Genomic DNA, 26,785 nt, shown 5'->3' on the forward strand with positions numbered 1-26,785 from the left:
TCCAATTAGGAAACAAAGCCCATCAAAAATCTCGCCGGACAGCATTTTCTCGAGTTCTGTTTTCATTGTTTGCATCCCATTCGTCAACATCGATATTAGAATACGGATAATTGGACATAAAAAAAGAGAAAAGCCTAAGCCTTTCTCTTCCTGTTTTTCTATTTAGCAATCAAGATTGCTCAAATTAGATTTGCTCAACGAAACCCATTAGGTGCTGTTTCACTTCGTCTGAAGCAAAAGCGCTCTCTACAGAGTACTTGTAGATCTCTGCGTAGTCTTCTTGTGTTAGACCGAACGTTTCACATACACGCTTCACTTCGTTAGTCATGGTTGTGTTCGACACAGTGCGGTTGTCTGTGTTGATCGTTACAACGATGCCGTCTTTCTTGAATTCAGCAATTGGGTGGTCGCTGAATTTGTGAATACATTTAGTTTGCACGTTACTTGTTGGGCAAGTTTCAAGCGCAACCTGCTTCTCTTTAACGATGTTGTACGCGTCTTCGTTACCTTGGATGTGGACACCGTGGCCGATACGCTCAGCGTCAAGCAGTGTGACTGCATCGTAAACGTTCTGACCATGCCATTGCTCACCTGCGTGAACCGTCACACGGTAGCCTTGTTCAATAGCGTATTGCGTGTACTCAGGGAATTCAGCGCAGAAGCCCGGCTTTTCACCGCCTGCAATATCAAACGCAACCACGCCTTTACCAAGGTATGGTTTACCAGCGTCGATTACATCTTTGATTGAGTCTTTCGGGAACATACGAAGTACAGACATGATGTAGTTGCCCTTAATGTCGTATTTCTCTTCTGCACGCTTCATGCCTTTAACCGCACTTGCGATGATTGCATCAAGAGACAAGCCCTTGTTTACGTGAAGAATCGGTGCAAAACGAACTTCTAGGTACTTAACGTTTTCTAGTGCTGCGTCTTCGTAAAGCTCAAAAGAGATACGCTCAATCGCTTCTTCCGTTTGCATCACTTGCAGTGGCAGGCTAAAGCAAGCTAGGTACTCATCAAGGTTTTTGCAATCTTCAGGCACTGTTAGAGACTTTACTACCGCTTCACGGTCTTCTGGAAGTTCGATTCCGTACTGTTTCGCCAGATCAATAATGGTGTCTGGACGAACACTTCCGTCTAGGTGGCAGTGCAGATCAATCTTAGGGAGTGCTAGAAAGTTCATGAGTATTCCTTAGGTCTATTATTTTTTGAGTTATTAACTCATAGGTTACATGGGCTTAAATTAACAAGTTTGTGATATGATTTAAAGTGACATAAAGTCATCATTAATCTGAATCTAAGGAATATCATGGTAGATGTTAAAAGCTTACTCAAATGTGATATGAATTTACTGCTGTGTTTACACGTGTTGCTTGAAGAGCGCAGCGTGAGCAAAACGGCAGAGCGATTGTTCCTTAGTCAGTCTGCGGTGAGTAAACAACTCACTAAGCTGCGTTCTTTGTTTGACGACCCTTTGTTTGAACGTGAGTCAAAAGGCCTGTTTCCAACACCGAAAGCCACCTCTTTAGCGCCTAAAATTCATCAAATCCTTCTGCAAGTTGAACAGCTAACCGTGCCGGACATTTTTGAGCCGAAAGACAGCGAACGTACTTTTAATATCGATCTTGTTGAAACCGCTTATACCGCGATTTACCCTAAATTTATGCCTAACGCGCTAGCAGATGCGCCGAACATTACGGTAAACAGCACTACTTGGAGCAGCGAAACCTTTAAGCGCTTACTAAAGCGTGAGGTCGATTTCGGGATTGGAATTTTTGAGCTCGATGAAAGGGCTAGCACCCACATTCAAAATATCCCTGCCGAGCTAAACCACGTCGAGTTGCTGCAAGATTACTCTGTGTGCTTGATGCGAAATGATCACCCAGTACTTCAAGAAGAGTGGAATCTGCAAGCCTTCCTTAAATACCGTCATATTCAGTTAGTCACTGGTGGCGTTGGCGACTGGTTGCTTCTGGAGATCTTGCAAGCCAAACAGCTTCAAATTAACAAAGCCGCCAACGTGTCGGACATCACCAGCGCAGTAAAGCTGTGCAAGCAAAGCGATTTGTTAATGTGTTATCCGTACAACTCGGTTTGTGACTATATTGAGAGTGGCGAACTGGTGATGAAACCGATTCCCATTGAGTTGGTTCCCGGTGGTTTGTTTTTGCTTTGGCATCGTTATTTTGACTCTGAACCAAGCCACAAATGGCTTCGCGACCTTATAGTCAATAAGACCCAAGAACCCTAGCTGTAAACCGCGAGCTACGATGATAAAAACGGCGAAATAACTTTTTTAAAATTTATTTCGTCTTTTTCGAATGAGCATCGTCTTATTACGGGTGCCAAATGCCCGCCAAGAATGAGATATCTAAATGAATTCAATGCCATCGATTCGTTGGTGTTGATTGATTAGTGCTTAATCCTGATGACAGACAGACAGACAGACAGACAGACAGACAGAAGTAAGGCCAACGTGTATACGCTGGCCTTTTTTATGGTTCTTCGCAGATTAGTGCCAAGATTGGATAAGCGACTCGGCTTGTTGTTACGTTATGCTGGAACCTTAAAACAAGAAACTTGATTGCTGTATTTTGGTACGAAGCACAATTTGTCTGCCGACATTTTTAAGCCGTTTTGCATCTGGATATGTGTTACCGCCCAAATCACGCAGCCATGAGGCAAATTGAATAGCGAGCGAGTTTGAGTGAACAACACGCCGTCATCATAGGCTGGTGTAATGTTCGTCGCTTTGCCTTGCCACGCCTTATGAGTGGTTTGCACATCAATATTTGGAACAATCAATGAGAGCATTTCTGGCTCAACGTCTTTTACGACTTTCAAGCAGATACGACACCCATCGTAGTATTGTTCTATCCAGATTTTATGTGGAATAGCGTGATCATCCCAACCCAGTTGTAAGATATGTTCCATGACTTTGTCCTTGGTATCTAAGAAGGAAAGGCAGTGCTCAACACTGCCTGAATTAGCTCAAATATTATTCGTAACTTAAACCATGTCCGAACGGGTAAAGGGTGTCGGCTTGATCGTACCCAGGGTAGTCTGAGTCTTGGTTTTGAATGGCTTGGGCACTGTTCGCTAAAGCAAATGGCAGTTTTCCTTGAGGAGCAAAGTTGCCTGAAAGTACTTCCATTAGGTTGCTGTCCGAGACACCAAATGTGGCGATCACGGCACCGGCTTGCTTAAGATTACTTTGATCGTCTAGCACGAAGGGTTGTCTAAAGTTGATGGACAATACCGTTTTGTCAGCGCCCACTTCGTTCATAACGGCTTTGATGTCGCTTAGGCTTGGTTCAATATGCCAAGATGCAGCTGTAGCCATTTCACTGAACGCAAGAATATCGAGTTCATCTGGGTTCGCGCCACCAAAGATAAGATCAGGATCTGAGCCTTCGTTAGATACGCGAACACGAATAACCGCATAGTCCGTATCGGCTGGTACTGGTGGACGCGTTTCTCCCGCTTCGTAATCTCCGGAAGTCACGGTAAAGTTGTACTTGTCGTCTCCTGCAATGTTTTCGTCCATTCCCATGACATACAGAGCAACAGGATTTTGTGCGGTTGATTCAGCTAGAGGTAAAGTCTTATTGGTATTTTGAAGTAAGACGACAGACTTTTTCTGTGCGTAATCAGCGCGTTCTTGGTACTTCTCGTTGCCTAAAATCTCTTGGGCTTTTTTCTCATCAACGTAAGTGTTTTCGAAAAGGCCAAGCTTGAATTGTTCTTCAAGTAAGCGTGTGACTGATAGGTCGACACGCTCTTCGGTAAGCAGATCTTTTTCCACGAGTTTCACGATGACTTCTTTATCATGGAAACCTGAAAGAACATCGACTCCAGCTTCGACCGCCATGGCAACCTGCTCATCAATCGTTTTGTGTTCCACACCCCATGCACGATCGCCAATAATGCCGGTATCTGAGTTCACGTTACCTGTGTAGCCCAATTCGTCTCTGAGAAGGTCGGTAACAATGCCTTTTGAGAAGGACATACCAACATCGTTTGGCATCCACTTTTGATCTACAGGGATGCCGTAGTAAGGCATGATTGAAGAAGCGCCAGCCTCAATCGCAGCAATAAACGGTTTTAGGTGGTAATCAAAATTGTTCTTTGGATAGACTTGGTTTTTACCGAAGTCATAATGTGGGTCACCACCGTTTTCTTGTGGACCGCCACCAGGGAAGTGTTTGATGGTTAGCGCGATACTGTCTTCGTTGACCTCACCGCCATCCTGCAACCCTTTGATAAGTGAGCGCATAATGTCAGACGCTAAATCTGCATCTTCGGTAAAGGTTTCGTGTACTCGGTACCAACGAGGTTCTGTCGCCAAATCCATCATGTATCCGTACATACTGCGTAGGCCAATTGAAGACCATTCTTCATTCATGATACCTGCAAATTCAGTGATTAAATCCATGTCGCGAGTGGCTGCTAAACCTGCCTCTTTAGGCCAAGCAGAAAAGGCACCTGAAGAAACGTTGATCCCTGCTTTAGCTGATGGATCTATGTGGTTACGAGCATTGGATTTGAATAGAGCGGGGATACCCATTCGCGTCTGTTCACGCAGTTCTTGAACACTATTCATGAACTGGGCAGCTTCTGTTGGGGTTATCTGACAACCTGAACGGCCTGAATCGCAATCAGGCGCATTGGTGGTGTTTCAACTACGCTGTTACGGAAGATAAAGCGCGTCATTTGGGCATCGCCAATCATGTCTTGTCCTTTACTACTAACGAGCCCACCTTTGGACGAGTTTAAGGTGTCAATGAGCATCATGCCGGCTTTCTCATCTAGCGTCATGCGGCTAACCAAGTCTGCTGCTCGCTCTTCTGGAGATAATCGCCAGTCTTCAAAAGGCTCCAGTGTTCCATTACCGTTAGAATCTCGGAATTGGTAGCCCTCAACGTTCAATACATCATGAACACGAGAGTGAACTTGGGGTTGCTGGAAGTTATTGTCGCTATCAGATGAGTTACATCCTGCAAGAAGCAACGCGATTGCTATAGGTGTCAGGGTAAGACGCTTCATGGTCACGATCCTATTGTTAGTATAATAATAAGTACATGACCAATTTTAATAATTAACGGGTTATTGGTTAACCAAAATAAATCAAACTAAAGATTTGGATCACCATATAAATTTAATTGGTGATTTAATTCAATTTAGTATTGGAAATATATTGACGAAGTTTAAATAACGTAAACTTAACTAGATTTAATTTTTTGATATCCAATTAATCCCCCATTTAATTAGTGATGTATTACTTCCATATTTTAAATTTAGAATAAAAAATATATTGCCTATTTTATAGTTAACAATCTGCGTTGATGTAAACGATAGATAGTGACCATGTTGGTGACAATAAAGGTGATTTCGACAAAGGACCCGCCAATCGAACCAATCCAAATGTTATGGCTAGCCCAACAGAAAGAATTGAATAAGATCAAGGACCTCAATGCGATGCCTTGTCTTGAAAAGAGTGCCCATGTCGCAACGGATGAACCAACAACCGTAATAAATTCAAAGAAATGATTCATGTTGGGTAAAGTCATGCACCACATCAAGCCAATAAAGAACCACATCACTTTGCGCGATTGAGTTTTTATCGATACATAGCTGCGAATAGCATTAATAATTACGCCTATAGCCGCCACTATGGCGCCCATTAATATGAAATGGATACTCATTACAAAACAAAAGATCATCATCTGGTAGCGAAAACGCATATCATCTTTTTGCCAAAAGGCCATTACACCGATACAAAAAGCCAGGCCGCCAACTCCTTGTGTTATCCAGTTTTCCATATTTAGCCTTTATTTTTAAGATGCTATCGAGCACGATTAAATATTAACTTTGAAAGAATAATGCTCAACCATAAAATAACCCTCCAAAAGGAGGGCTAGATATAACGTCAAAATGCTATTGCATTAGGTTTAATTGACTAACTGAACGGCTTCACGAGTTAAATGAGCCAGCTCTTCCCAATTGCCTTCTTCAATCAGCTTCTGATCTACCATCCAAGTACCGCCACATGCGAGCACGCGAGGTATCGCTAGGTAGTCTTTAATATTGTTTGGGTTAATGCCACCTGTCGGCATGATCTCAATATCCGTATAAGGCGCAAGAAGTGACTTAACCATATTGATGCCACCTGATGCTTCAGCTGGGAAGAACTTCAATGTGGTTAAGCCCATTTCTAGAGCGGCTTCTACTGTGCTCGGGTTGTTGACCCCAGGAATGATATCAATACCAATCTCTTGGCAGGCTCTTACCGTGTTTGGGTTAAAGCCAGGAGAGACTACAAACGTTGCGCCTGCCTCTTTAGCCGCAATAGCTTGCTCACGATTGAGCACAGTGCCTGCGCCGATCAACATATCTGGTTGTGATTCACGAAGTAGACGAATAGCTTCTACTGCAGCTTCCGAACGGAATGTAATTTCTGCTGCAGGTAAACCATTTTCAGCTAACACTTTACCCAGAGGGATGACGTCTTCAGCGTTGTCGATAGCGATCACAGGGATAACTTTCAGTGTTTTCAGTTGTTGTTTGATGTTAGACATTGGTATTCCTTAAATGGCTGTGATGGCCGCTTGAGTGAGTTCTTTTGCAATAATGGCACCACGATGTTGGATAACGACGCCTGCCATGGTATTGCCGCGCTGGCATGACTTTGTTAAGTCTTCGCCCGCAAGGTAAGCCGATAAAAATCCGCCATTGAATGAGTCTCCTGCCGAGGTCGTATCAACGACATGATCAACAGGCAGGGTTGGCACCGCTAGTGGAGCCGAAGCGGCACCAGAATCTGGGTGTATGTTACTTTGAATGGTGGCATCTTGAATGAGACAGCCATCTGCACCCAGTTTGACGATGCATCGCTTAACACCCAGCGTCGTTAGACGTTCGATAGTTTGTTCTGGAGAGCTATCGCCCCAAATTAATTGTTCATCATCGAATGTGACCAACGCTAAATCCGTCAATGTATACATGGCCTGGTAGCTGTTTTTGACGGTTTGGTTTTCGTCTTGTGGCCAAAGTGCAGGGCGGAAGTTACTGTCGAAGGCAATCTCAACACCTTGTGCCTTCAACTCAACCAAGATGTTCAATAGCTCGATACGATCTTGTTCAGGCAGAATCGCTAATGTGATCCCGCTGAGAAAGACCATATCGACATTGCGCAGTGCCTGCTTTATCTGATTGAAATCTGGGTGCTGTAGCAGGTAGCGTGCAGCCGACTGGTTTCTCCAGTACAGAAAGGTACGTTCACCTGCGTCATCAAGCTGAATTAGGTATAGACCCGGAGTACGTTGGCTGTCTTGTAGAACAAGGTCCGTCGACACCCCCTCTTGTTGCCAGCGTTCTAACATTCCCTTGCTAATCGGGTCTGCGCCCAAAGCCGTGACGTAGGACACTTTTATGTCATCTTGATTGAGGTTGGCCTCGCAGCCGCGGCTTAGATAGACCGCAGCATTGAGTGTGTCCCCGCCAAACGTTTGATGCATTGAGCCGAACGGTTTGCCGTTCAGCTCGATCATGCACTCACCAATAATGGCGATATGTTTCATCGGTTACGCCCTCTCTTCGAAGTAGCGTTTTGCGTTACCAAAGCAGATGTCTTCGACCATAGGGCCAAGCAGTGACATGTCGTTTGGTACCTCGCCGTTTTCAGCCCAACGACCAAGCATGTCACACAGAATTCGGCGGAAGTATTCGTGGCGTGTGTACGACAAGAAGCTGCGAGAGTCAGTCAGCATGCCGACAAACTGGCTAAGCAGACCAAGTTGAGATAACTGTTCCATTTGGCGTTGCATGCCGTCTTTCTGATCGTTGAACCACCAACCAGAACCAAACTGAACTTTGCCCGCGATGCCGCCACCTTGGAAGTTACCAATCATGGTTGCCATCATCTCGTTATCGCGAGGGTTTAAGCAGTAAAGGATGGTGCGAGGTAACTCGTTGCTTTGATCCATCTCGTCTAACAGGTGAGCCAATTCGAAGGCAAACGTCTTATCGCTGATCGAATCAAACCCTGCATCTGCGCCTAACAGCTGGAACATACGCGTGTTGTTATTGCGCTGAGCACCAATGTGAAGCTGCATTACCCAACCCATTGCGGCGTAGCGCTTGCCTAACCACACCTGAACCGCTGTTGAAAACTGCGCACATTCTAGATCGGTGAGCGTTTCGCCATTGAGGCGTCGAGTTAACAGGGCATCCAAATCCGATTCTGATGGAATAGGTGCGTAGCGAACCACTTCAATACCGTGGTCAGCCGCACGACAGCCATGGGCATTAAAGTGGACTAAACGCTTGTCTAGCGCACTCAACAGATCATCAAATCGACGGATCTCGATATCGGCTACTTGACCAAGTTGGCGCAGGTAATCGACAAAGGTGTCGAGTTCGATTTTGAAGGCTTTATCTGGGCGCCAGCTTGGTAACACTTGTACATCAAATGAATTGTCTTGAGCGATCGCCTTATGGTGTTCAAGAGAATCAATTGGATCGTCTGTCGTACCAGCCATCACCACATTCATCTGCTTCATGATGCCGCGAGCACTAAATTCTGGTGTCGCTAATAGCTCGTTGCCTTCGTGCCAAATTTGGTCTGCGGTTTCTGGACCAAAGAGAGTGCCAGTAATACCAAATGGGCGGCGTAGTTCTAAATGAGTCCAATGGTAAAGTGGGTTGCCCAAGGTTTGAGGGACGGTTCTAGCCCAGGCCATGAACTTATCATAATCGCTTGCGCCTCCAGTAATCAGACGCTCATCAATCCCTGCTGAACGCATACCACGCCATTTGTAGTGGTCACCTTCAAGCCAAATCTTAGACATGTTTTCGAACTGACGATCTTGAGCCACTTCTGCCGGGTTTAGATGGCAGTGATAGTCATAAATCGGCTGGTGGCTTGCGTGTTCATGGTACAAACGACGTGCAGTCTCATTCGACAGTAAAAAGTCTTCACATAAGAAATTCTTCATTGTTTGTACTCCTTATAACGCAGCCACGGTCGCAACGGCACCGTGTTCAATTAATGATTGGTACGCTGAACTTACCGCATCAATGACCTGCGGGTCTTGGCCTAGCTCGGCAGGGAAAATCGCTTCAACCGCAAGTAATGCTGGAACCACAGAAACATTGAGTCCATGCTGGTCGCAGATCTGGCGAAGTGTGTCTGCCATTGGATCGCGAACATCAATCTCATTGCCTTGCTCATCAACGCCAGATACATAGCGCATCCAGCCAGCGATGGCGGTTGCAAGCCACGAGAAATCTGAGCCTTGATCTAAATGGAATCGTAAGCTGCCACCCATACGTTGAGGGATCTTCTGGCTGCCATCCATCGCAATCTGCCACGTCTTGTGCTTCAAGCTTGGGTTAGTGAAGCGGTTGATCAGCAAGGTTGCGTAACCTTCTAAATCAGTCCCTTCAGGCATCGTTAACGAAGGTGCCTGTGATTTCATCATCATGTCAAAAGCGGCTTTTCGGTAGCCAGCATCCGTCATAGTGTCGGAAATATGGTCGTAGCCACCAAGGTATCCAAGGTAAGCAAGGAAAGAGTGACTGCCATTGAGCATGCGCAGTTTCATCTCTTCGTAAGGCACTACATCTTCTACGAACTCTGCGCCAGCGACATTCCAATCTGGACGACCTGCCACAAAGTTATCTTCAATCACCCATTGGCGGAAGGGTTCACAGGCGATGCCACATGGGTCTTCACAACCAAGCAGTTCTGCAATTTCTGTCAGTGTTTCTTCTGTTGCTGCGGGTACGATACGGTCAACCATGGTGCATGGGAAGGTGACATTGGTTTCAATCCAATCACGTAATTCTGGGTCAAGCAGTTGAGCAAACTCAATGATCGCTGCTTTTGCTACATGACCGTTCTCTTGCACGTTATCGCAAGACATGACCGTGAATGGTGTTAAGCCACGTTCACGTCGAATTTTGAGCGCTTGCACAATGTAACCTAATGCTGATTTAGGTTCGCTTGGGTTAGCTAGGTCAGCGATGACTAATGGGTTATTTTTGTCGAGTTTTCCTGTCGCTGGGTCTGCGCAGTAGCCTTTCTCTGTGATGGTCATAGAAACGATAGCCACTTGAGGTTCGGCCATTTTTTCTAATACGGTTTCGATGCCGTCTAGGCTTGGGTGAAGAGATTCGGCCACTGAGCCGATCACTTTAACGTCTGTGGATTCAGCGCCTTTTTCAGCAACCGTGTAAAGGTGATCTTGCGTGCGAAGTGATTCAATTAAGTCTTCGCCTCCGAATAGGTTAATTTCGCAAATACCCCAATCAGTGCTGGTCTTGCTGAGCATTTCATTGGTGAACAACGCTTGATGCGCTCGGTGAAATGCACCGAAGCCAAGGTGCACGATACGGCTTTGGAGTGCTGAACGGTCGTAGTCAGGTCGTAGTACAGTGTTTGGCAGCGTAGAGTTAGCAACAGTCTTCATTATTCAGTTCCTTTTCCCGCCAGCGAACCAGCGGGGTTTTATTATTTGATAAAGCGTTTGAGTGTTTAGCAGTCTTAGAATCTATCTGTGACCAAATTACGAACCGTAGCCCAGTACCAATTCAGGTAGGAACAAGCTCAGCTCAGGGATAAAAGTAACGGCCATTAGGGCTGCAATAAGTGCGGCATAGAATGGCAATAAAGGCTTGATGACTTTATCGATGGCAATGTTGGCAACCGAACAACCGATGAACAGAGCACTGCCTACTGGCGGTGTACAGATACCGATAGCAAGGTTGAAGGTCATCATGATGCCGAAGTGCACAGGGTCGATGCCTAGGTCTAGCGCGATTGGTAAGAAGATTGGTGTGAAGATAAGAACCGCAGGGGTCATATCCATAAAGATGCCAACAATCAACAGAATCACGTTGATAATCAGTAGGATCATTAGTGGGTCTTCGGAAACCGCGAGTAGAGCATCGGCAATCATGTAAGGTACATCGGCGTTCGCCATTGCCCAAGACATGCCCATTGATGCGCCAACCAGTAATAGAACGATAGATGTTGTTACTGCAGACTCAAGGATGATCTTTGGAATATCACCCCATTTCACTTCGCGGTAGACAAGCACAGCTAAAACAAACGTGTATACCACAGCAATTGCGGAAGCCTCAGTCGCAGTAAAGATACCGCCAATGATGCCGCCCATGATGATGCCGATCAGTGCTAAAGAAGGTGCTGCTTTTAGGAAGGTATTCCATACCATTGATGTGGAAGGACGAGCTGCGACTGGGTAGCCACGACGTTTCGCGATAATACCTGCCACCATCATGATGCTCAGCCCCATCAATAGGCCTGGGATGTAGCCTGCTAAGAACAATGCTGCAATAGAGGTACCACCAGAAACTAATGAGAACACGATCAGCGTGTTGCTGGGTGGGATAAGCAAGCCCGCAGGACATGACGTAATATTTACCGCAGCCGAGTAGTTTTCGTCATATCCATCTTTCTTTTGCAGAGGAGACATAGTGCCACCAACTGCAGCAGCCGATGCAACCGCTGAGCCTGAGATAGACCCAAACATCATGTTTGCCATCACGTTTACGTGGGCGAGTGAACCTGGTAGACGACCACCCAACACTTTCGCGAAGTTGATCAAACGCAGCGCGATGCCGCCTTGGTTCATGATGTTGCCCGCCAAAATGAAGAACGGAATTGCTAATAGTGCAAAGTTATCAAGGCCTGCCGCCATACGTTGAGCAACTACAGCAATTGCAGGCTCAAGCGGTAAGCTCATTAAGATGGTTGCTAGTGACGATAAACCAATCGCAAAAGAGACCGGTACACCGATTGTAAGCAGTACAGCGAAACTACCGAATAATGTCAGTATTACTTGCCATTCCATTGTGAAATCCTTCTATCAATCAAGTTGTGAGTCGGTGATCAAATCGTCACCTGACATTAATTGTTTAACGCGTTCGTAGGTAAATACGACTGAGTAAAAAATCATCAAAGCGCCACTAACCGGTAAGCAGAAGTAGATGTAGCCCATTTCTAAACCTAGAGCGGGAGTCAGTTGTCCCATCGCAAGTGTTTTAGCTGCAAGTTGGCTGCCACCGTGTACCAGAACGATATAAGAGAAAGAAGCGATGGCTATTTGGATAATGATTTCGTTGATTAATTTACGTTTGCCAGTCAGCTTCATCGTAAGTAGGTCGATGGCAAGGTGGCGTTTCAGACCTGTTGTGTAAGCAGCACCAATCAGGGCTACCCACATAAAGAGGTAACGAGCGAGCTCGTCGGTAACAGTACTTGGTTTGCCAATAACATAGCGGGATAGAACCTGCCATATCACGCATAGCACCAAGAAAGACGATAGAGACACTGTAAAGGCGGCCAACCCTCTATTTATGTAACTGACCAATTTATTCATGTTTATTTCCTTTCAACAAAATTGCGTATCTCATAACAATTGGTTTACCAATGTAAGAAATTGTTTCTATGTAGGGATGGGATGTTCAAAAATCTGGCTGAATCATAAGCTATTCATTTTTTGGTTGGCGTGAGCAACTTCACAAATGATTTTGGTTGACCAATTTATGGGTTTTTATTGTGACTTTGGTCAATCAATTTTAATTTCAGCTTTGACGGTTCCTTTTTTGAGCCCCAATATGAGCCCATAACAAAAAACACCCTACATTTTGGATAACCAATCCACGGAGAATAAGAATGATGATGACGCGTAAAACTTTGATTAGTGCGGTTGTCGGTGCTGCTTTGACTTTTGGAGCAACAGCTTCTGCTTATGCAGCGACAACATTGAAACTGAGCCATAACCACCCTCGTGACCATGCAGTACATGAAGCGATGACGTTTATGGCGAAAGAAGTACGTGAATTGACTGATGGTGAGGTGCGTATTCGTATTTACCCTGATGCTCAATTGGGTACACAGCGTGAATCTATGGAGCTGATGCAGAACGGCGCTTTAGATATGGTGAAAAGTAATGCTGCTGAGCTAGAAGCTTTTTCTCCTGCTTATTCATCATTCAACATGCCTTACTTATTCCGCGATCAAGCGCACTACTACAGTGTGACTGATGGTGAAGTAGGCCGTGACATTCTTAACTCTTCTCGTGATAGCGGCTTTATTGGTGTGACTTACTACGACGCTGGTGCGCGTAGCTTCTATACCAATAAGCCAATTAACACACCAGAAGATCTGAAAGGTTTGAAAGTTCGTGTTCAACCAAGCCCATCAGCAATTGCGATGGTGAAAGCGTTAGGCGGTAACCCAACGCCACTAGCTTACGGTGAGTTGTACACAGCACTGCAGCAAGGTGTCGTAGATGCGGCTGAAAATAACATTCCTTCTTTCAGCTTGAGCCGTCACAGTGAAGTGTCTAAATACTTCAGCTTAGATGAGCACACGATGGTTCCGGATGTGTTGGTTATCTCAACCAAAGCATACGATAAACTGACTGCAGAACAACAAGATGCGCTAATGAAGGCGGCAAGTGATTCATCTGAATTGATGAAAAAATTGTGGGCTGAATCGGAAGCAAAAGAGCGTGCTAAAGCCGAGAAAATGGGCGTTACTTTTGTGGAACCAGACAAGGCTGCGTTCGCACTAGCGGTTCAACCTATGTACGACGCGCTAGATAAAGCGGACCCAGAATTGAGCGCATTGATTGACCGTATTCAGGCTGTTGAATAACGAGCAAATATAGAAAAAAGAGTAATACAAAAACAAGGTGTTACTGCATTTTAAGATATAGAGGTTGACCAATTATATTTGGTCATTATGATGGCGAGAGAAATACAATGGAAAGAAGTGACAATATCATCATGATGCCTTTCGAGCCGAAAAGACCTTATCAGGAGATAGGGTTAGTACTAAGAAAAGAACTGATTGAAGGCCTGTATAAGGTCGGAGATAGGTTACCTCCAGAACGCGATATTGCTGATCGTCTAGATGTAAGCCGCACTGTGGTGCGTGAAGCGATCATCATGCTGGAGCTTGAAAACTTAGTTGAGGTGAAAAAAGGGTCGGGTGTTTATGTCCTGAACATTCCAACTCATTCTCGCGAGAATGTGGTCAGTGATGACGCTGGTCCATTCGAGATGCTGCAGGCCCGCCAATTACTGGAAAGTAATATCGCGGAGTTTGCGGCAACTCAGGTCACTCCGGGCGACATCATTAAGATGCGCTCTGCACTCGAACTCGAGCGCGAAGAGCTTGCAAGCGGCACTACCGATTGCAGCGGAGATGAAAGATTTCACATGTGTATTGCAGAGGCAACTCAAAACTCTGTGCTGGTAGATATGTTGAAACAATCCTGGGATCGACGCGAAAAGAGTCCAATGTGGAATAAACTCCACTCTCACATCAGTGGTCAAGATTACCGTGAAGAATGGTTAGATGATCACGCTCGTATCCTCGCCGCCTTACAGCGCAAAGACCCTGTCGCTGCTAAGAACGCAATGTGGCAACACCTTGAGAATGTTAAACAGCGTTTGTTAGCGCTGTCAGACATTGATGACCCAAACTTTGATGGTTACTTATTTAGCTCCAACCCAGTGGTGCTGCTTAGCTCAGAAAGCTAGTTCTGAAGCTAATGTTGAATTCAGCGACAAGGCTCCTCTTGAAAGCTGATTCATTCACTAGGTTGTAGATAGGTAATCGTCTTTAGACCGGCGTAGACCGGTGCTATCTCGGGCAGTAATTGTCATTGCTGCCATTAAGAAGTCGTTATTGCATTTAGCTTGATTAATTCGAGCCGGCTAAGTGCGTCTTAAAGAAAGGTAAGTCTCATGGAACAAACGTGGCGTTGGTACGGCCCTAATGATCAAGTTTCGCTAGACGATATTCGTCAAGCGGGCGCAACTGGTATTGTGAATGCACTGCACCATATTCCAAATGGTGAAGTTTGGACAAAAGAAGAAATCCTTAAGCGTAAAGCCATTATCGAAGAGAAAGGTTTAACGTGGTCGGTTGTAGAAAGCGTGCCTGTGCACGAAGAGATCAAAACTCAAACTGGCAACTACCAGCAGTGGATTGATAACTATAAGCAAACTCTGTCTAACCTTGCTGAGTGTGGCATCGATACGGTTTGTTATAACTTCATGCCCGTGTTGGACTGGACGCGTACCGATTTAGAATTTGAAATGCCTGATGGCTCTCGCGCACTGCGTTTTGACCAAATCGCGTTTGCGGCATTTGAGCTGCATATCTTGAAGCGCCCAGGTGCAGAATCGGACTATTCAGAATCAGAGCAAGCTCAAGCGTTGGATTACTTCAACAACATGACGCCAGAGCAAATTCAGCAACTGACTAATAACATCATCGCTGGCCTGCCAGGCGCTGAAGAAGGTTACACACTAGAAGCGTTTCAAGCACAGCTAGATCGCTATGCGGGAATCGACAAAGACAAGCTACGTGAGCACATGTCTTACTTCCTCGCTGAGCTGATGCCTATCTGTGATGCGAATGGCTTGAAGATGGCGGTTCACCCAGACGATCCACCGCGTCCGATTCTAGGCTTGCCTCGCATCGTTTCAACGATCGAAGACATTGATTGGTTGACCGAGCATGTACCGAGCAAAATGAATGGCTTGACGATGTGTACGGGTTCATACGGTGTTCGTGGCGACAATGATCTGGTTAATATGATCAAAAAGCACGGTGACCGAATTTACTTTACGCACCTGCGTTCAACTAAGCGTGAAGAGAGCAACCCAATGACATTCCACGAAGCAGCGCACCTCGATGGTGATGTGGACATGTACAACGTTGTGATGGCTATTTTGGATGAAGAAAATCGTCGTGCAGAAGTGGGCGATCACCGCTTAATTCCAATGCGTCCGGATCACGGTCATCAAATGCTGGATGACCTTAAGAAAACCACTAACCCAGGTTATTCGGCGATTGGTCGATTGAAAGGCTTAGCTGAAGTTCGTGGTTTAGAGATGGCATTGAAACGCGCTTTCTATACCAAGTAACGACCGCATCTAGCTTTAAAATACTTTTAAAAACCAGAACTCATGTTCTGGTTTTTTGTATCTGAGCTCAGTAAAACTTCAGAGTTTGGATAACAACAATCACGCCCCTAACTTGGTAAAGGCCAACGGGGTTTGTCCAGTTTGCTGTTTGAAAAAAGCGATAAACGCACTGTTGGATGAGAACTCTAGCAGATGAGCCACATCAACGACTTGTCGGTTTTCTGAGAGCAGTTCAATCGCTTTAAACAAGCGCCATTGCTGTCGCCACTCTTGGTAAGTCATGCCTGTTTCGGCTTTGAATAATCGAGTAATCGTTTTGGTGCTTGCGCCAACCGAGTTCGCTAATGTCGAGAGGGCTGGGGCAAGAAAGGAAGCGGTTCGGACTTGTTTGCAAAAGCTTTTAAAGCGGCGATCTGTCGGTAGTGGCAAGATAAACGAGTGTTGGTTAGCACTGTAAAACTCTTCCCAGAATAGGTTGGCGGTGTTGGTGGTTTGCTCCGGTGCGATGTTCCAATCCCAAAAGGCCATCTTATTGATCAGCGCCTTCAAAAGCTCGTTCACTTCCACAATCTCAATGGCCTCCGGGCAGGTGTAAATACTGCTATCAAAATAGAGCGACCGATAAGCAACCACATTGGTCATCTGCGCGCGATGTTTGGTATAAGGCGGGATCCACACGGCTTTAGTCGGCGGCAAAATGCAAATGGCGTTTTTTAAGGTCAAGGTGATGCAACCCTGCGGAGCATACAGCAACTGTCCTTTTACGTGGTGATGTATTCCTGAGTCATGCTGACCTAGCTCTGCCGCAATCCCTATTACGGGCGCAGGTAAGCTGTCTGCATCAAACTCAATGGTTTCGCTGATTAATGCCATTTGTCCCAATCTTGTTGTTTTTGGTTTTAATGTTGTTAACGAGCCAAGGTTAGTTTCCCCTAGACTCCTCGTCAAGTTCACTGGTCTTGGAAAAATGATGAAAACAAAACCTTCTTTATGGCAAATGGTGCTATTGCTGATGTTCCCTCAAATCGCAGAAACCATCTATAGCCCGACTCTGGATTCAATATCGAAATCCTTTGATGTCAGTTACACACAAGCTGCTCAAACCCTATCGATTTACTTCTCTGCATTTGCGGTGGGTGTGGTGGTATGGGGCGTGTTAGCTGACAAGTGGGGGCGCCGACCAACCATGTTATTGGGCATGGGGTTATTCGCTTGTTCAGCACTCATTGCTATGCAAACCAATAGCTTTGTTTGGTTGATGATAGCCCGAGCCATGGGCGCTTTCGGGCTTGCGGTTGGCTCGGTTGTGACACAAACCATGTTGCGAGATGCCTTTAGCGGCGCTGAACTGGCCAAGGTGTTTGGTTACATGGGGATGGGGCTGTCGATTAGCCCAATCATCGGGCTGCTTCTTGGCGGTCAATTAAGCCAAGCGGGCGGGCATCAATATGTGTTTATTGCCCTGTTTATTATGGTGTTAGTGCTGTTGGCACATAGCCTATGGTCATTGCCTGAAACGCAACAATCTAAGCAGCCATTGCAGTTAAAGTCACTCAGTATTCACATGGTCAAAGATAGCGATATATGGATGTCTGCGTTGCTGGTCGCGTCGTTCAATATTGCACTGTTTTCCTATTATCAATTGGGTTCATTTGCCTTCATTCAACTTGGATTTAGCGTTGAGCAGTTTGGCTACAGCGGCATTGTGCTTGGGTTCGGGACTCTGTTGGGAAGCTTGGTGAACAAGACATTGTTGAAGAGACAAGTGTCTTCAATGTCTCTGATTGGTATCGCAGCAGGGCTTCAAACATTAGGTGCGGTGGGTGTGTATTTTTCACAACACACGATCTGGTTCTTGCTTCCAATGATGTTGGTGGTTATGGCGTTTGGCATTGCGATTCCCAATGTATTGAGCCGAGCGTTGGTACGTTACCAATCTCAAGCAGGAAGTGCAGGCGCACTGTTTGGTTTGATCTATTACACCTTGATCGGCTCAGGGCTCGCTTTAGCGGGAATGATTCAAGATTTAGGGGGGGTGTTGGTACTTTGCGGCGCTTTATCTGTTCTGGTGACGATACGCAGTCGACTCCAGCTTAAACGCTAAGTCTCTCATCTGTATTGATAAATTCCGTGTCCTGTTTGGCGCGGAATTTATCATTTCTTGGTTTGTAAATTTGGATATTGACAGGGGTAGAGTGATCGTTCTACTCTGTAGGTAGAACAATCATTCTACCCTTTGTCGGGTATTGAGAGAGCACTATGTTGAGAGAACAGATTGCAGCAAGCTTAGAGGTGGCATTTAGCCAGCAAGGTTTTGCTGAGCCGAGCGTTGCACAGCTGAAAACGGCGTGCGATGTAAGCCTAAGAACCTTGTATAAACACTTCCCTTCAAAAGAAGCGATGATCGTTGGTGCCTTGGAGTATCGACATCAACGTTACCTAGATTTCTTGTTGGAAACGTCGCCTGAAAAGGGGCTCGCATCGGTTACTCATATCTTCAACAAGCTTCAACAATGGTTAGAAGAATATGCGCCGCACGGGTGTATGTCGATGAATGCGATGGCCGCGTTTCCCGATAATGAGCTTATCAGCCAAGCGGTTACACAGCATAAAGAACAAGTTCGTTTGCTTATAGGCAATCAGAGCCTTCGAGAGGATCTCGCGACACCACTGTTTTTACTTCATGAAGGCGTATCAAGCGCGTGGCCAGTCTTAGGCGAAGAAGCAGTGGCATCAGCACAGAATATGGTGACAAAATTACTCGAGGAAACACGATGAAATTCGAACTACCGAAAACAATGAAAGGCGTAGAGATGCTAGGGCACGGCGGGGCAGAAATGCTTGGCTACCGTGAAGACATTGCTGTTCCAAAAATTGAGCCTAATGAAGTGCTGATCAAAGTCATGGCAGCAGGCGTGAACAACACCGACATCAACACGCGAATCGGTTGGTATGCAAAAAGTGATGATTCAGACGATGCCAGTTGGTCGGGTGAAGCGTTGAAATTCCCTCGCATCCAAGGTGCCGATGTGTGCGGTTTTATTGTAGCTGTTGGTAACGAAGTCTCGGCTGATCGTATTGGTGAGCGTGTTCTGATTGAACCTTGTTTAACCGAAGTGTACGGGCGAGATCTACCACAGCCATGGTATTTCGGCTCTGAGTGCGATGGCGGTTTTGCTGAATACACCAAAGTAGCAGCTAAGCACGCTTACGCGGTGAACAGCACAATGTCGGATGTTGAGCTGGCGTCTTTCCCATGCTCTTATTCGACCGCAGAAAACATGCTGACTCGCGCCAACGTGGCTGAAGCTGATCGCGTGCTGATCTCAGGTGCATCGGGCGGTGTGGGCTCTGCGGCTATTCAGCTAGCAAAAGCTCGCGGCGCGTATGTTATTGCCATCACTAGCCCAAGCAAGAACCAACAGTTACTTGAACTTGGCGCTGATGAAGTGATTGCCCGTGATTCAGATTTGGTTAACGCGCTAGGCGAAAGCAGCGTGAATGTGGTGATCGATTTAGTTGCTGGTGACAAGTGGCCAGAGTTTCTTGAAGTCCTAAAACCGCATGGCCGTTATGCTGTGTCTGGTGCGATTGGTGGTGCAATGGTTGAGCTTGATGTGCGAACTTTGTATCTCAAAGACCTCAGCTTTTTTGGTTGCACGGTTTTAGAACCGCAAGTATTCCAGAACCTAGTCAACCGTATTGAGAAACAGCAGATTGGCGCCATCGTTGCAGATTCTTATCCGCTAGCCGATATCCATAAAGCGCAAGATGAGTTCTTAAAGAAAAAACACGTTGGTAAGATCGTGTTGAAAGTCGCTCAGAGTTAACTTTAGACGGTGTCACGCATCTAATCTATGTAAGAGCGAGCCAGTATCATGTGCTCGCTTTTTTGTTTCTGGCGAATGCTGGCGGGCTCAGTCTTGCAACCCGTTGAGTAACAGATCCTATACAGCTGAAAAGTTAATGATTCATTTATCATTGTGTGGTTTATGAATTAACTGTGCGATAATTACCGCCATTATATATCCCGAACTGTTTGATAATCATCTAGGAGCCGTATTGATGTTTAAAAGGGTATTGCAGGCACTATTCTCACCTTTTGTTTATTCAAAAAACAAACCCTCTGCAGAGCCTGCCCAACAAGAGCAACAACAAACCGTTGCTACTGATTCTGTTCAGTCTTCAATCTTTGTTCCGCCGTCGTCCACTCAGTCATCATCATTAATCGTCGATAAGACGCTTAGCCTTCACGATGGTGAGTTCCTTGATTATTTGTTTGGAGAGTCTCGCCTTCGAACGGAGTCAGACCCATTTAGTGATTTTGTCGCTTGTCAGATCGAACGTTTGATTCGCTCTCCAAAAGCCCTGCTTAATGAACTGCCAGTGATGCCAGCCTCTGTAACCACGTTAATGGCAGAATTACAGAGCGACGAGTTTGATGTCGATGCATTGTTAAGAGTGATTGAGCGCGAGCCGAGTATGGCTGCCGATGTGATTAAACTGGCTAACAGCGCCTTCTACAAACGCAGTGAAAAACAAGTTACTGACTTAAAAACTGCTTTCCTCAATATGGGTTCACAAGGGCTAATTGAAGGGGTGGTGAATAGCTACATGAAGAACTTCACGCCGGGGAACAATATTTACTGGCGTCACTTCGGTGAGAAAATTTGGAATCACAGTGTTCAAACCGCGTCGTTTTCTAAGGAGTTGATGAAAGACTCTTCACCTCAAGAAGATCAAGCAGCGGCATACTTTGTTGGGTTAATTCGCAACTTAGGCAAGATGATCATTTTCCAGATGATGGTAGAAGCCTTCAAGCATGTTGATCCTTCTGTTCCACCTAACTCGTTGGCATTGAAGCGCCTGATGAACAGCTACTCTATTCGCCTGACTTACACCATTGCTAAGTTCTGGGAACTGCCAGAATCAGTGTTGACCGCGATTGGCTACCAAGAGTCTAGCCGATACGAATGCACACCACTTGGTCAAGCTGTGTTTGAAGCTAACTACTTGAGTGAGCTGTGCTATTTACTGGAAGAACAAACGATTGAAGTCGAGCAATTTAAGCGTAGATGCAAAGAGACACTGATGTCTCCGGCTGCATACAAAGTGGCTAACCGTATCTATAAAGAGTCTGAATTATCGCTAGTGAGCTAACCCTTAGCCTATTCGACCTACGCTGTGACTGAACATAATGATTGGTTGCAGCTTGGTTGGGCTAGGTTGTGAAATACATTCAGCTACGAAATACGCTTACAAATGGCTAATCCACAGCTTGTCGAGTTCGCACCAACCGAAACCATTTACTTGTGCGCCGTGTATCTTTTCAGAAACCTCTAAGTTGAACGCCTCTTGCTTGAGCTCAGTCACAACCCCAGATTCATGCAACCAATGCCGGAGCGACAACAGTGCATTCATCGCTAACTCAAAGTCTGGTTGGTTTGTTATTAAGCTAAGCCTTGTTCGATTGTCTCTAGCATCTCAGCAGGCAGCACTAAGTCCTCAAATGGGAAGCGAGTGAAAAAGCTTAACCACGAAGTGAAGGTGTCGTTCTCATCAATAATGCTACACAACACGACGTCTTTGGTAGTTTGGTAGTGACCATATTCCACGCTGGTTTTGTGGTCGCCAGACACTGACAACTGATCGAAAAGGGCTTGGCATTCAGAGGTGTCTTCAACGGTGAACTCACGAACGGTTGAAGACAACATCGGGCTTTGAATCTTAAAGAAGGTTGAGCCGAAATCCGGTTGGGAAGAATGGTCATCGCCACGCACGCTGGTCGTTTTCTCGGGCAGTTTCACGCACACCTGATTTTGAGCGCAGGCTTTGCTCTGTGCCCATTCAGGATAGACCCACAACTCGACTCGATTCAGAATCGGCGTGCTGTGTGAATAGGCGCTATTGCGGCTCAATCTCAACATCTTGCTTGAGAATATGTCTAATGAGAACGCGCCAGATCCAATCAGCCTATCAGTCGGTGATGAGTGATCGAATACGGAGGCTTCAGCCCTAGCAAGTAGGCGCGGTAAATGCCAATCAGGTTGATTCAACTTTACGACAACCACATTGCCTGCCGAGACAGAGACCTCATCAATATGCTGATAACAGCGATGCCATATTTTGCTTTGGCAGAGAGAGTTAAGGTTGCGTGCTATGTCTTGAGGTTCGAGTGTTCGACCGTTATGAAAGTGAACACCATTACGAATCTGAAAGTGCCACTGTGTTGCATCTTGATGAGCCTGCCAATGATAAGCCAGATCACCGCTGAGTTTGCCGTGCTTAACGGAGGTTAGGCGTTGGCAAACTTGCATAACTAAGAAACGTTCGGTGCGTCTAAGCACGCGTTGAGGGTGAAGCGCTTCGAGTTCTCGGTGAAACGGGATGTACGCGATATTCTGCGTCGACGGATTGGTATTGCTTAGAAAGGCTTGCAACTCAGTGCCAGCATTGCGGCCGTTGAAGCTCAAGGTGCTAAACACCTGTTCTATGTTGCCTGCGTCAGCTTGGGTTTGTGCGTATTGGTAACACGCCTCAATGGGTTCAACCAGACACGTGAGTTGTGCCTTCTTGCTGCGGCCTGAGCTAGCTTGCCACTCAATCCAGCCTTGTGCTGTCATCGCTTTGAGTAAGGTCTGAACGTGACGTTCACTCACGTGCAGCAGTGTGGCCAGTTGGTTGACCTGACAGTGTGATACTCCAGGCCCAAAAGCCTGAAATATCTTTTCATACAGTTCAAGCTTACGCTTAAGGTTGCCCAATTTGCTTTTCCTAACGACGAGGTTGAGTTAAATGTGAATAGCCAGAATCAATCAGTGCGTTTTCCATCGTATCGAGAACTCGAGAGGTTATCTCTGAGCTCAGGATATTCGATTCAGTTTTGCCTTGAAGCACCAAATCTGAAAAATGGTCGATTTCAAACTCGAATCCATTCCCTATCACTCGGTAGTTAATGGTCGACTTTTGGCCTTGATGTTCAATCTCAATAAAGGCCGGATTCCACCATTTTTCGTGAATGGTGATTTTGGTTTCAGGTCCACTCAAGTGTGCTGATCGGGGAAGGTTTTGCACTGTTGATGCCGATATCTTACCGCTTATATCACCAGAGAATGTAAAGCATGCATTGGTATCAACATTCGCTCCCTCATAAAGACACGACATCTCTACCTGAGGTTTTGAAGGGTTTACACCCAGCGTTCGGCACAGATCGTAAAAGAACCAAAGCCCATAGACCCCAACATCGAGTGTTGCTCCGCCTGACAAATCCGGATTGAAGATAAACAAATCGGGCTCATAGTCATGATGGTTACCAAAGCTGGCTTCGATGGAATCTATCTGAATGTTGTTATCGACCAAGAATGATTGGAGCTCACGATATGCGGGAAACACCACGGTTTTCATTGCTTCTAACAGCATCACGCCATTTTGCTTGGCGAGGGCTTTCATCTCAAGCCAGTCACCAAGGTTGGTAAAAGCCGGCTTCTCGACCAATACGTGCTTGTTATTCTTCAGAAACAGTTCAGCAAGTGGCTGGTGGTATGGGTGAACCGTAGCGATGTAAACCGCTTCGACACTTGGGTCATTCGCCATCTCTTCGTAAGAACCATAAGCCTTGTCGCAACCATACTTGTTGGCGAATGTGGCTGCGCGTGAGTGATCTCTTGCGGCAACGGCATACAATTCACCATGTAGACAGTGTTCTGAGACTGCCGTTGCGAATCGATTGGCGATATTGCCTAGCCCTGCGATGCCCCATTTAATTTTGCGTTGCGTGTCGCTCATCAGTTGCTCCAAATCGTTGTTTTGTATCAGTGTACTCAGAGACGCCACATACAAATAGAGAACAGATTTCTCAACCTGTTCTCTATTTATTTTATTCTAGTTGAAGCTCAGGATTAGCTCTGTAGGGAGCATTTCCAATCGGCTAGGGCTTGAATGTGTTTTGGCCCGATGCCACAACAGCCACCGATAATATTCGCGCCAAGAGCGTGCCAGCGTTTTGCGTAAGCTAAGTAACCTTGGCCATCCAGTTCACGCATCTCCTGAAACATATCATTCGCTTCATGTTCGTTGCTGATAGGCGCAAAATTGTTGGCATAGACACCAACTTCTAAATCACTGCCTAGCTCATCGATCACTTTCTTGGCATCGATAATGGCTTGATCCATCACTTCAGGCACTGAACAGTTAAACATAATGCCTGTCGCGTTTGATTGGCAGGCAAGTTTGATGGCGTCTGTTACGCTCTCGCCAGAACGAATATTGGCAGAATCGCCCTTGGTATCTTCCAAACTGAATGCGTAGTAACACGGCTTATCTGACTGCTTAAGAACCGCATGAATGGATTCGAACTCTTGCAGGCTGCAGATGGTTTCCGCTATCCAAAGATCGATGTTTGGATCCTGGGCATCGTAAAGCGTTTGAATGATTGGCGCTGCCTCTTCTACCTTAAATAAGTCTGGTCGGTAGCTGCCAAATGGCGGTGGAATCGCGCCCGCCACTTTTACGGTGTGAGAAGCATTGTTAGCAACTGCTTTAGCCAGCTCACCAGACAGTGCGGCTAGTTCAAAGCCTCGTTGTTCAAAGAGTTCTTCACCCAAGTGAAAAGGCACACAGGCGTAGCTATTGGTGATTAGGATTTCAGCACCTGCATCGACAAAGTTTTGATGTGCTTGGCTGACAAATTCGGGTGCTTCAATCAGCGCTTGAGCACTCCAAAGCGGTTGAGAAAATGGCGCGCCAATTTCTTTGAGTTCTCGGCCCATGCCGCCATCAAGTATGGTTAGTGTTTTCATATTCAATACTATCTAAACAATTGCTGAAGTTCTGCCGCCACCATATCAGACAACCTTGTTAGACAGAAGCCATCAAGCCAAGGTTCAACTATCGATGAGGGAGTTTCGTTATAAGCCGTCTAGCGGGCTAGTCGTGCCACTAAAGTGTTGCCCAATAACGTGAGTGTAAATCTGAGTTGTCTTAACATCACTGTGCCCCAGTAGCTCTTGAACCGTTCTGATATCGGAGCCTGACTTTAGAAGTTGCGTAGCAAAACTGTGCCTGAAAGTATGACAACTAATTCGCTTGTGGCGCAATTTATTAGAGTTAGTCGCCTTCTTCAGCGTTTTTCGAAGTACCGAATCATGTAGGTGGTGTCGGCATACGATCCCCGACTCAGAGTGTTGAGTGACGGATTTTGATGGGAATAGGTACATCCAAGCAAGTTGTCGATAGGCACTCGGGTATTTTTTACCTAATCGGTGAGGCAAAGATGGCCCAAACCCATTCAAGTTATCTTTAGCGAGCAGAACTGCAACTTGTGAAATTTTGTCTTGTATAGCTTCAGTGAGTGAAAAACTTAAAATTGTCACTCGGTCTTTATTTCCTTTCCCATTGTGAACAGTGAGAGACCCTTGTTTTAGATCTATATCTTGTACTCGAAGCCTCAGGCATTCCGATACTCTCAAACCTGAACCATACAACAAGCGAAAAAACAGTTGATATTTAGGATCTATTTCATTGATCACCGAGATAGCTTCCGCATGATTGAGTACGCTAGGAATTTTTCGAGACCGAGTCGCATAGCTAAACCCTAAGTCTCCTAGAGGTTGCTTAATAAATTGATTGTATAAATAGGCTAGAGCATTGAGAGCTACCTTTTGAGTATTGATGGCTACTTTTTGTTGATTAGCTAAATGAGAAAGAAAGGAGACAACTTCAGCGGCATGCATCTGTTCAGGGTGTTTAAGCTTATGAAAATGAATGAAGTATTTTATTCAGTAACAGTAGGCTTTGATTGTCTTGCGACTATAGCCTCGCATCGTCATATGTTCGCAAATTGCCTGCATGAATTGACTCGCCATATATTCCCCTCACAAAATCTGTACATACAGACAGTTTATTGCTTGTTGAATAATTAATGACTTAAAAAAGAGTGGTTTTTAACTCTGATTGAGCACGAATTTAACGAGAGGCTTATTTTAAGTTATTGATTATACTACAGATTCATGGGTAGTTAAGAATGAGGGCGAGCGTTACATAGTCGGCAATATGTGCTTGCACGTTTTCATACTTAATGTTTAGACCCACTTTTATATTAAATGCATAGCATTCAGTTGGTTATGAGTGACCTTTTTGATATGTTAAGCGGATGGATTCGTGCTTGCACAATATTAAAATGTTAAGTTTCATTGGAGTTCAGTTGCAATGGATAAAGAAGTAAAAGCGTCATGGGAAAGGTTTCTCAATCCAGTGTCGCTCAAGAACAATATAATCACGGCGTCTGTACACTCGATGGCATTCGAGATGCTAAAAAGTAGTATCGAAGATAAAATTAGAGAGTTCTTTACAAATGGATTTGATGAAAACGGCCCACTTGTTAGCGATGATTATAAGCTCAAAGTTTTAAAGCTAAACCGTAGTCGAACCTATGCTTCGCTTTTATGGTTAAAGCAACATGACGCTATTGATGACGCTGATATTGAAGTATATGAGCGTATTAAACGTCATCGTAATGAACTGACGCATGAACTATTTAAGTTCGCTTCCCAAGGCTGCGACTTTGATGTGGCAAAAAGCTTTGATGATATGGTGGGCTTATTGCGGAAGATAGAAATTTGGTGGTTTGTAAACCTAGAAATGGCTATCGACCCTGAGAGTTATCCTGCTGACTTAGACTTAGATGAAGTCGTTCCGGGACGTTTGTGGAGCTTGCAGATGCTCATCAGCACCGCTTTGGGCTCTGAAGAGGATGCAATGAAATTCTACAATGAGTTTGTGCAGAAAACTGAAACTTAACAAACGACTATGGCGT

General features: G+C 45.6%; 22 protein-coding genes and 2 pseudogenes. 9 read left to right on the forward strand and 15 right to left on the reverse strand.

The genetic code is table 11. The features are described 5' to 3' along the window. Positions 1 to 184: 184 nt before the first annotated feature. Entirely contained in the window at positions 185 to 1,183 is a 999-nt protein-coding gene (gene add / locus AB4371_RS00520; RefSeq protein ID WP_017061091.1) for an adenosine deaminase, read from the reverse strand. A 126-nt stretch (positions 1,184 to 1,309) separates the two neighbouring features. Here add and AB4371_RS00525 point away from each other — a divergent pair, with 126 nt between their 5' ends. After that, on the forward strand, positions 1,310 to 2,251 hold the full coding sequence (locus tag AB4371_RS00525) for a LysR family transcriptional regulator (RefSeq protein ID WP_102394441.1): 942 nt from the start codon (positions 1,310 to 1,312) through the stop codon (positions 2,249 to 2,251). Between the two features lie 302 nt (positions 2,252 to 2,553). Here AB4371_RS00525 and AB4371_RS00530 read toward each other — a convergent pair whose 3' ends face one another. The 9 genes and pseudogenes from AB4371_RS00530 to AB4371_RS00570 all read right to left on the reverse strand — a co-directional run bounded on the left by AB4371_RS00530 (position 2,554) and on the right by AB4371_RS00570 (position 12,404). Beyond that, the gene (locus AB4371_RS00530) at positions 2,554 to 2,934 is read right to left on the reverse strand and encodes a hypothetical protein (RefSeq protein ID WP_102321247.1); all 381 of its coding nucleotides are present in this window, start codon (positions 2,932 to 2,934) and stop codon (positions 2,554 to 2,556) included. Positions 2,935 to 2,998: 64 nt separating this feature from the next. Beyond that, a pseudogene (locus AB4371_RS00535) lies at positions 2,999 to 5,046 on the reverse strand (glycoside hydrolase family 3 N-terminal domain-containing protein). A 272-nt stretch (positions 5,047 to 5,318) separates the two neighbouring features. Continuing rightward, positions 5,319 to 5,822: a YgjV family protein gene (locus tag AB4371_RS00540; RefSeq protein ID WP_017057788.1), complete on the reverse strand. Its 504-nt coding sequence runs from the start codon at positions 5,820 to 5,822 to the stop codon at positions 5,319 to 5,321. 129 nt (positions 5,823 to 5,951) lie between these two features. Beyond that, positions 5,952 to 6,578: a bifunctional 4-hydroxy-2-oxoglutarate aldolase/2-dehydro-3-deoxy-phosphogluconate aldolase gene (locus tag AB4371_RS00545; RefSeq protein ID WP_102394442.1), complete on the reverse strand. Its 627-nt coding sequence runs from the start codon at positions 6,576 to 6,578 to the stop codon at positions 5,952 to 5,954. A 9-nt stretch (positions 6,579 to 6,587) separates the two neighbouring features. Next, complete coding sequence (locus AB4371_RS00550; RefSeq protein WP_017070469.1) at positions 6,588 to 7,580, reverse strand: sugar kinase; 993 nt, start codon at positions 7,578 to 7,580, stop codon at positions 6,588 to 6,590. 3 nt (positions 7,581 to 7,583) lie between these two features. Next, positions 7,584 to 8,996: a glucuronate isomerase gene (uxaC, locus tag AB4371_RS00555; protein WP_102394443.1), complete on the reverse strand. Its 1,413-nt coding sequence runs from the start codon at positions 8,994 to 8,996 to the stop codon at positions 7,584 to 7,586. Between the two features lie 12 nt (positions 8,997 to 9,008). Then, complete coding sequence (locus AB4371_RS00560) at positions 9,009 to 10,472, reverse strand: fructuronate reductase (protein ID WP_017068140.1); 1,464 nt, start codon at positions 10,470 to 10,472, stop codon at positions 9,009 to 9,011. 96 nt (positions 10,473 to 10,568) lie between these two features. Further along, positions 10,569 to 11,876 carry a TRAP transporter large permease gene (locus AB4371_RS00565; protein WP_017068141.1) on the reverse strand — a complete coding sequence of 436 codons (1,308 nt, stop codon included), beginning with the start codon at positions 11,874 to 11,876 and terminating at the stop codon, positions 10,569 to 10,571. Between the two features lie 15 nt (positions 11,877 to 11,891). Beyond that, complete coding sequence (locus AB4371_RS00570) at positions 11,892 to 12,404, reverse strand: TRAP transporter small permease (RefSeq protein ID WP_017068142.1); 513 nt, start codon at positions 12,402 to 12,404, stop codon at positions 11,892 to 11,894. Between the two features lie 299 nt (positions 12,405 to 12,703). Here AB4371_RS00570 and AB4371_RS00575 point away from each other — a divergent pair, with 299 nt between their 5' ends. The 3 genes from AB4371_RS00575 to uxuA all read left to right on the forward strand — a co-directional run bounded on the left by AB4371_RS00575 (position 12,704) and on the right by uxuA (position 15,972). Continuing rightward, entirely contained in the window at positions 12,704 to 13,687 is a 984-nt protein-coding gene (locus AB4371_RS00575) for a TRAP transporter substrate-binding protein (protein WP_029235323.1), read from the forward strand. A gap of 107 nt (positions 13,688 to 13,794) precedes the next feature. Continuing rightward, positions 13,795 to 14,577: an FCD domain-containing protein gene (locus tag AB4371_RS00580; RefSeq protein WP_017068144.1), complete on the forward strand. Its 783-nt coding sequence runs from the start codon at positions 13,795 to 13,797 to the stop codon at positions 14,575 to 14,577. Positions 14,578 to 14,784: 207 nt separating this feature from the next. Then, complete coding sequence (gene uxuA / locus AB4371_RS00585; protein ID WP_017068145.1) at positions 14,785 to 15,972, forward strand: mannonate dehydratase; 1,188 nt, start codon at positions 14,785 to 14,787, stop codon at positions 15,970 to 15,972. A 99-nt stretch (positions 15,973 to 16,071) separates the two neighbouring features. On the opposite strand, the gene AB4371_RS00590 is transcribed toward uxuA, so the two are convergent. Further along, on the reverse strand, positions 16,072 to 16,845 hold the full coding sequence (locus tag AB4371_RS00590) for a helix-turn-helix domain-containing protein (protein ID WP_372148602.1): 774 nt from the start codon (positions 16,843 to 16,845) through the stop codon (positions 16,072 to 16,074). A 97-nt stretch (positions 16,846 to 16,942) separates the two neighbouring features. On the opposite strand from AB4371_RS00590, the gene AB4371_RS00595 reads away from it, so the two are divergent. From AB4371_RS00595 to AB4371_RS00610, 4 genes are all read left to right on the forward strand, one after another. Further along, complete coding sequence (locus AB4371_RS00595; RefSeq protein ID WP_372148604.1) at positions 16,943 to 18,076, forward strand: multidrug effflux MFS transporter; 1,134 nt, start codon at positions 16,943 to 16,945, stop codon at positions 18,074 to 18,076. 155 nt (positions 18,077 to 18,231) lie between these two features. Continuing rightward, positions 18,232 to 18,750, forward strand: coding sequence for a TetR/AcrR family transcriptional regulator (locus tag AB4371_RS00600; protein ID WP_017065213.1), 519 nt, complete (start codon positions 18,232 to 18,234; stop codon positions 18,748 to 18,750). Continuing rightward, the gene (locus AB4371_RS00605) at positions 18,747 to 19,802 is read left to right on the forward strand and encodes an alcohol dehydrogenase family protein (RefSeq protein WP_372148607.1); all 1,056 of its coding nucleotides are present in this window, start codon (positions 18,747 to 18,749) and stop codon (positions 19,800 to 19,802) included. Before AB4371_RS00600 ends, AB4371_RS00605 begins: the two co-directional genes overlap by 4 nt. 235 nt (positions 19,803 to 20,037) lie before the next feature. Further along, positions 20,038 to 21,132 carry an HDOD domain-containing protein gene (locus AB4371_RS00610; protein ID WP_372148609.1) on the forward strand — a complete coding sequence of 365 codons (1,095 nt, stop codon included), beginning with the start codon at positions 20,038 to 20,040 and terminating at the stop codon, positions 21,130 to 21,132. 96 nt (positions 21,133 to 21,228) lie between these two features. On the opposite strand, the pseudogene AB4371_RS00615 reads toward AB4371_RS00610, so the two are convergent. The 4 genes and pseudogenes from AB4371_RS00615 to AB4371_RS00630 all read right to left on the reverse strand — a co-directional run bounded on the left by AB4371_RS00615 (position 21,229) and on the right by AB4371_RS00630 (position 25,748). Continuing rightward, positions 21,229 to 22,736: pseudogene (locus AB4371_RS00615) on the reverse strand (SgrR family transcriptional regulator). 10 nt (positions 22,737 to 22,746) lie between these two features. Next, positions 22,747 to 23,757 carry a Gfo/Idh/MocA family protein gene (locus AB4371_RS00620; protein ID WP_372148612.1) on the reverse strand — a complete coding sequence of 337 codons (1,011 nt, stop codon included), beginning with the start codon at positions 23,755 to 23,757 and terminating at the stop codon, positions 22,747 to 22,749. Between the two features lie 113 nt (positions 23,758 to 23,870). Continuing rightward, complete coding sequence (locus tag AB4371_RS00625) at positions 23,871 to 24,770, reverse strand: homocysteine S-methyltransferase family protein (protein WP_372148615.1); 900 nt, start codon at positions 24,768 to 24,770, stop codon at positions 23,871 to 23,873. Between the two features lie 108 nt (positions 24,771 to 24,878). After that, on the reverse strand, positions 24,879 to 25,748 hold the full coding sequence (locus AB4371_RS00630) for an integron integrase (RefSeq protein WP_372148618.1): 870 nt from the start codon (positions 25,746 to 25,748) through the stop codon (positions 24,879 to 24,881). Between the two features lie 430 nt (positions 25,749 to 26,178). On the opposite strand from AB4371_RS00630, the gene AB4371_RS00635 reads away from it, so the two are divergent. Further along, complete coding sequence (locus AB4371_RS00635; protein WP_203498393.1) at positions 26,179 to 26,769, forward strand: hypothetical protein; 591 nt, start codon at positions 26,179 to 26,181, stop codon at positions 26,767 to 26,769. Positions 26,770 to 26,785 lie beyond the last annotated feature (16 nt).

The organism is Vibrio sp. 10N.261.51.A3, from assembly GCF_041471965.1.
Classification (GTDB): Bacteria; Pseudomonadota; Gammaproteobacteria; order Enterobacterales; family Vibrionaceae; genus Vibrio; species Vibrio crassostreae_C.

Excerpts from the sequence above, each read along its gene's own strand:
- AB4371_RS00530 (WP_102321247.1), bottom strand. The coding sequence starts at position 2,934 with ATGGAACATATCTTACAACTGGGTTGGGATGATCACGCTATTCCACAT.
- AB4371_RS00525 (WP_102394441.1), top strand. The coding sequence starts at position 1,310 with ATGGTAGATGTTAAAAGCTTACTCAAATGTGATATGAATTTACTGCTG.
- AB4371_RS00600 (WP_017065213.1), top strand. The coding sequence starts at position 18,232 with ATGTTGAGAGAACAGATTGCAGCAAGCTTAGAGGTGGCATTTAGCCAG.
- AB4371_RS00565 (WP_017068141.1), bottom strand. The coding sequence starts at position 11,876 with ATGGAATGGCAAGTAATACTGACATTATTCGGTAGTTTCGCTGTACTG.
- uxuA (WP_017068145.1), top strand. The coding sequence starts at position 14,785 with ATGGAACAAACGTGGCGTTGGTACGGCCCTAATGATCAAGTTTCGCTA.
- AB4371_RS00620 (WP_372148612.1), bottom strand. The coding sequence starts at position 23,757 with ATGAGCGACACGCAACGCAAAATTAAATGGGGCATCGCAGGGCTAGGC.
- AB4371_RS00550 (WP_017070469.1), bottom strand. The coding sequence starts at position 7,580 with ATGAAACATATCGCCATTATTGGTGAGTGCATGATCGAGCTGAACGGC.
- AB4371_RS00635 (WP_203498393.1), top strand. The coding sequence starts at position 26,179 with ATGGATAAAGAAGTAAAAGCGTCATGGGAAAGGTTTCTCAATCCAGTG.
- AB4371_RS00575 (WP_029235323.1), top strand. The coding sequence starts at position 12,704 with ATGATGACGCGTAAAACTTTGATTAGTGCGGTTGTCGGTGCTGCTTTG.
- AB4371_RS00590 (WP_372148602.1), bottom strand. The coding sequence starts at position 16,845 with ATGGCATTAATCAGCGAAACCATTGAGTTTGATGCAGACAGCTTACCT.
- AB4371_RS00610 (WP_372148609.1), top strand. The coding sequence starts at position 20,038 with ATGTTTAAAAGGGTATTGCAGGCACTATTCTCACCTTTTGTTTATTCA.
- AB4371_RS00625 (WP_372148615.1), bottom strand. The coding sequence starts at position 24,770 with ATGAAAACACTAACCATACTTGATGGCGGCATGGGCCGAGAACTCAAA.
- AB4371_RS00545 (WP_102394442.1), bottom strand. The coding sequence starts at position 6,578 with ATGTCTAACATCAAACAACAACTGAAAACACTGAAAGTTATCCCTGTG.
- add (WP_017061091.1), bottom strand. The coding sequence starts at position 1,183 with ATGAACTTTCTAGCACTCCCTAAGATTGATCTGCACTGCCACCTAGAC.
- AB4371_RS00580 (WP_017068144.1), top strand. The coding sequence starts at position 13,795 with ATGGAAAGAAGTGACAATATCATCATGATGCCTTTCGAGCCGAAAAGA.
- AB4371_RS00605 (WP_372148607.1), top strand. The coding sequence starts at position 18,747 with ATGAAATTCGAACTACCGAAAACAATGAAAGGCGTAGAGATGCTAGGG.
- AB4371_RS00560 (WP_017068140.1), bottom strand. The coding sequence starts at position 10,472 with ATGAAGACTGTTGCTAACTCTACGCTGCCAAACACTGTACTACGACCT.
- AB4371_RS00570 (WP_017068142.1), bottom strand. The coding sequence starts at position 12,404 with ATGAATAAATTGGTCAGTTACATAAATAGAGGGTTGGCCGCCTTTACA.
- AB4371_RS00595 (WP_372148604.1), top strand. The coding sequence starts at position 16,943 with ATGAAAACAAAACCTTCTTTATGGCAAATGGTGCTATTGCTGATGTTC.
- AB4371_RS00540 (WP_017057788.1), bottom strand. The coding sequence starts at position 5,822 with ATGGAAAACTGGATAACACAAGGAGTTGGCGGCCTGGCTTTTTGTATC.
- uxaC (WP_102394443.1), bottom strand. The coding sequence starts at position 8,996 with ATGAAGAATTTCTTATGTGAAGACTTTTTACTGTCGAATGAGACTGCA.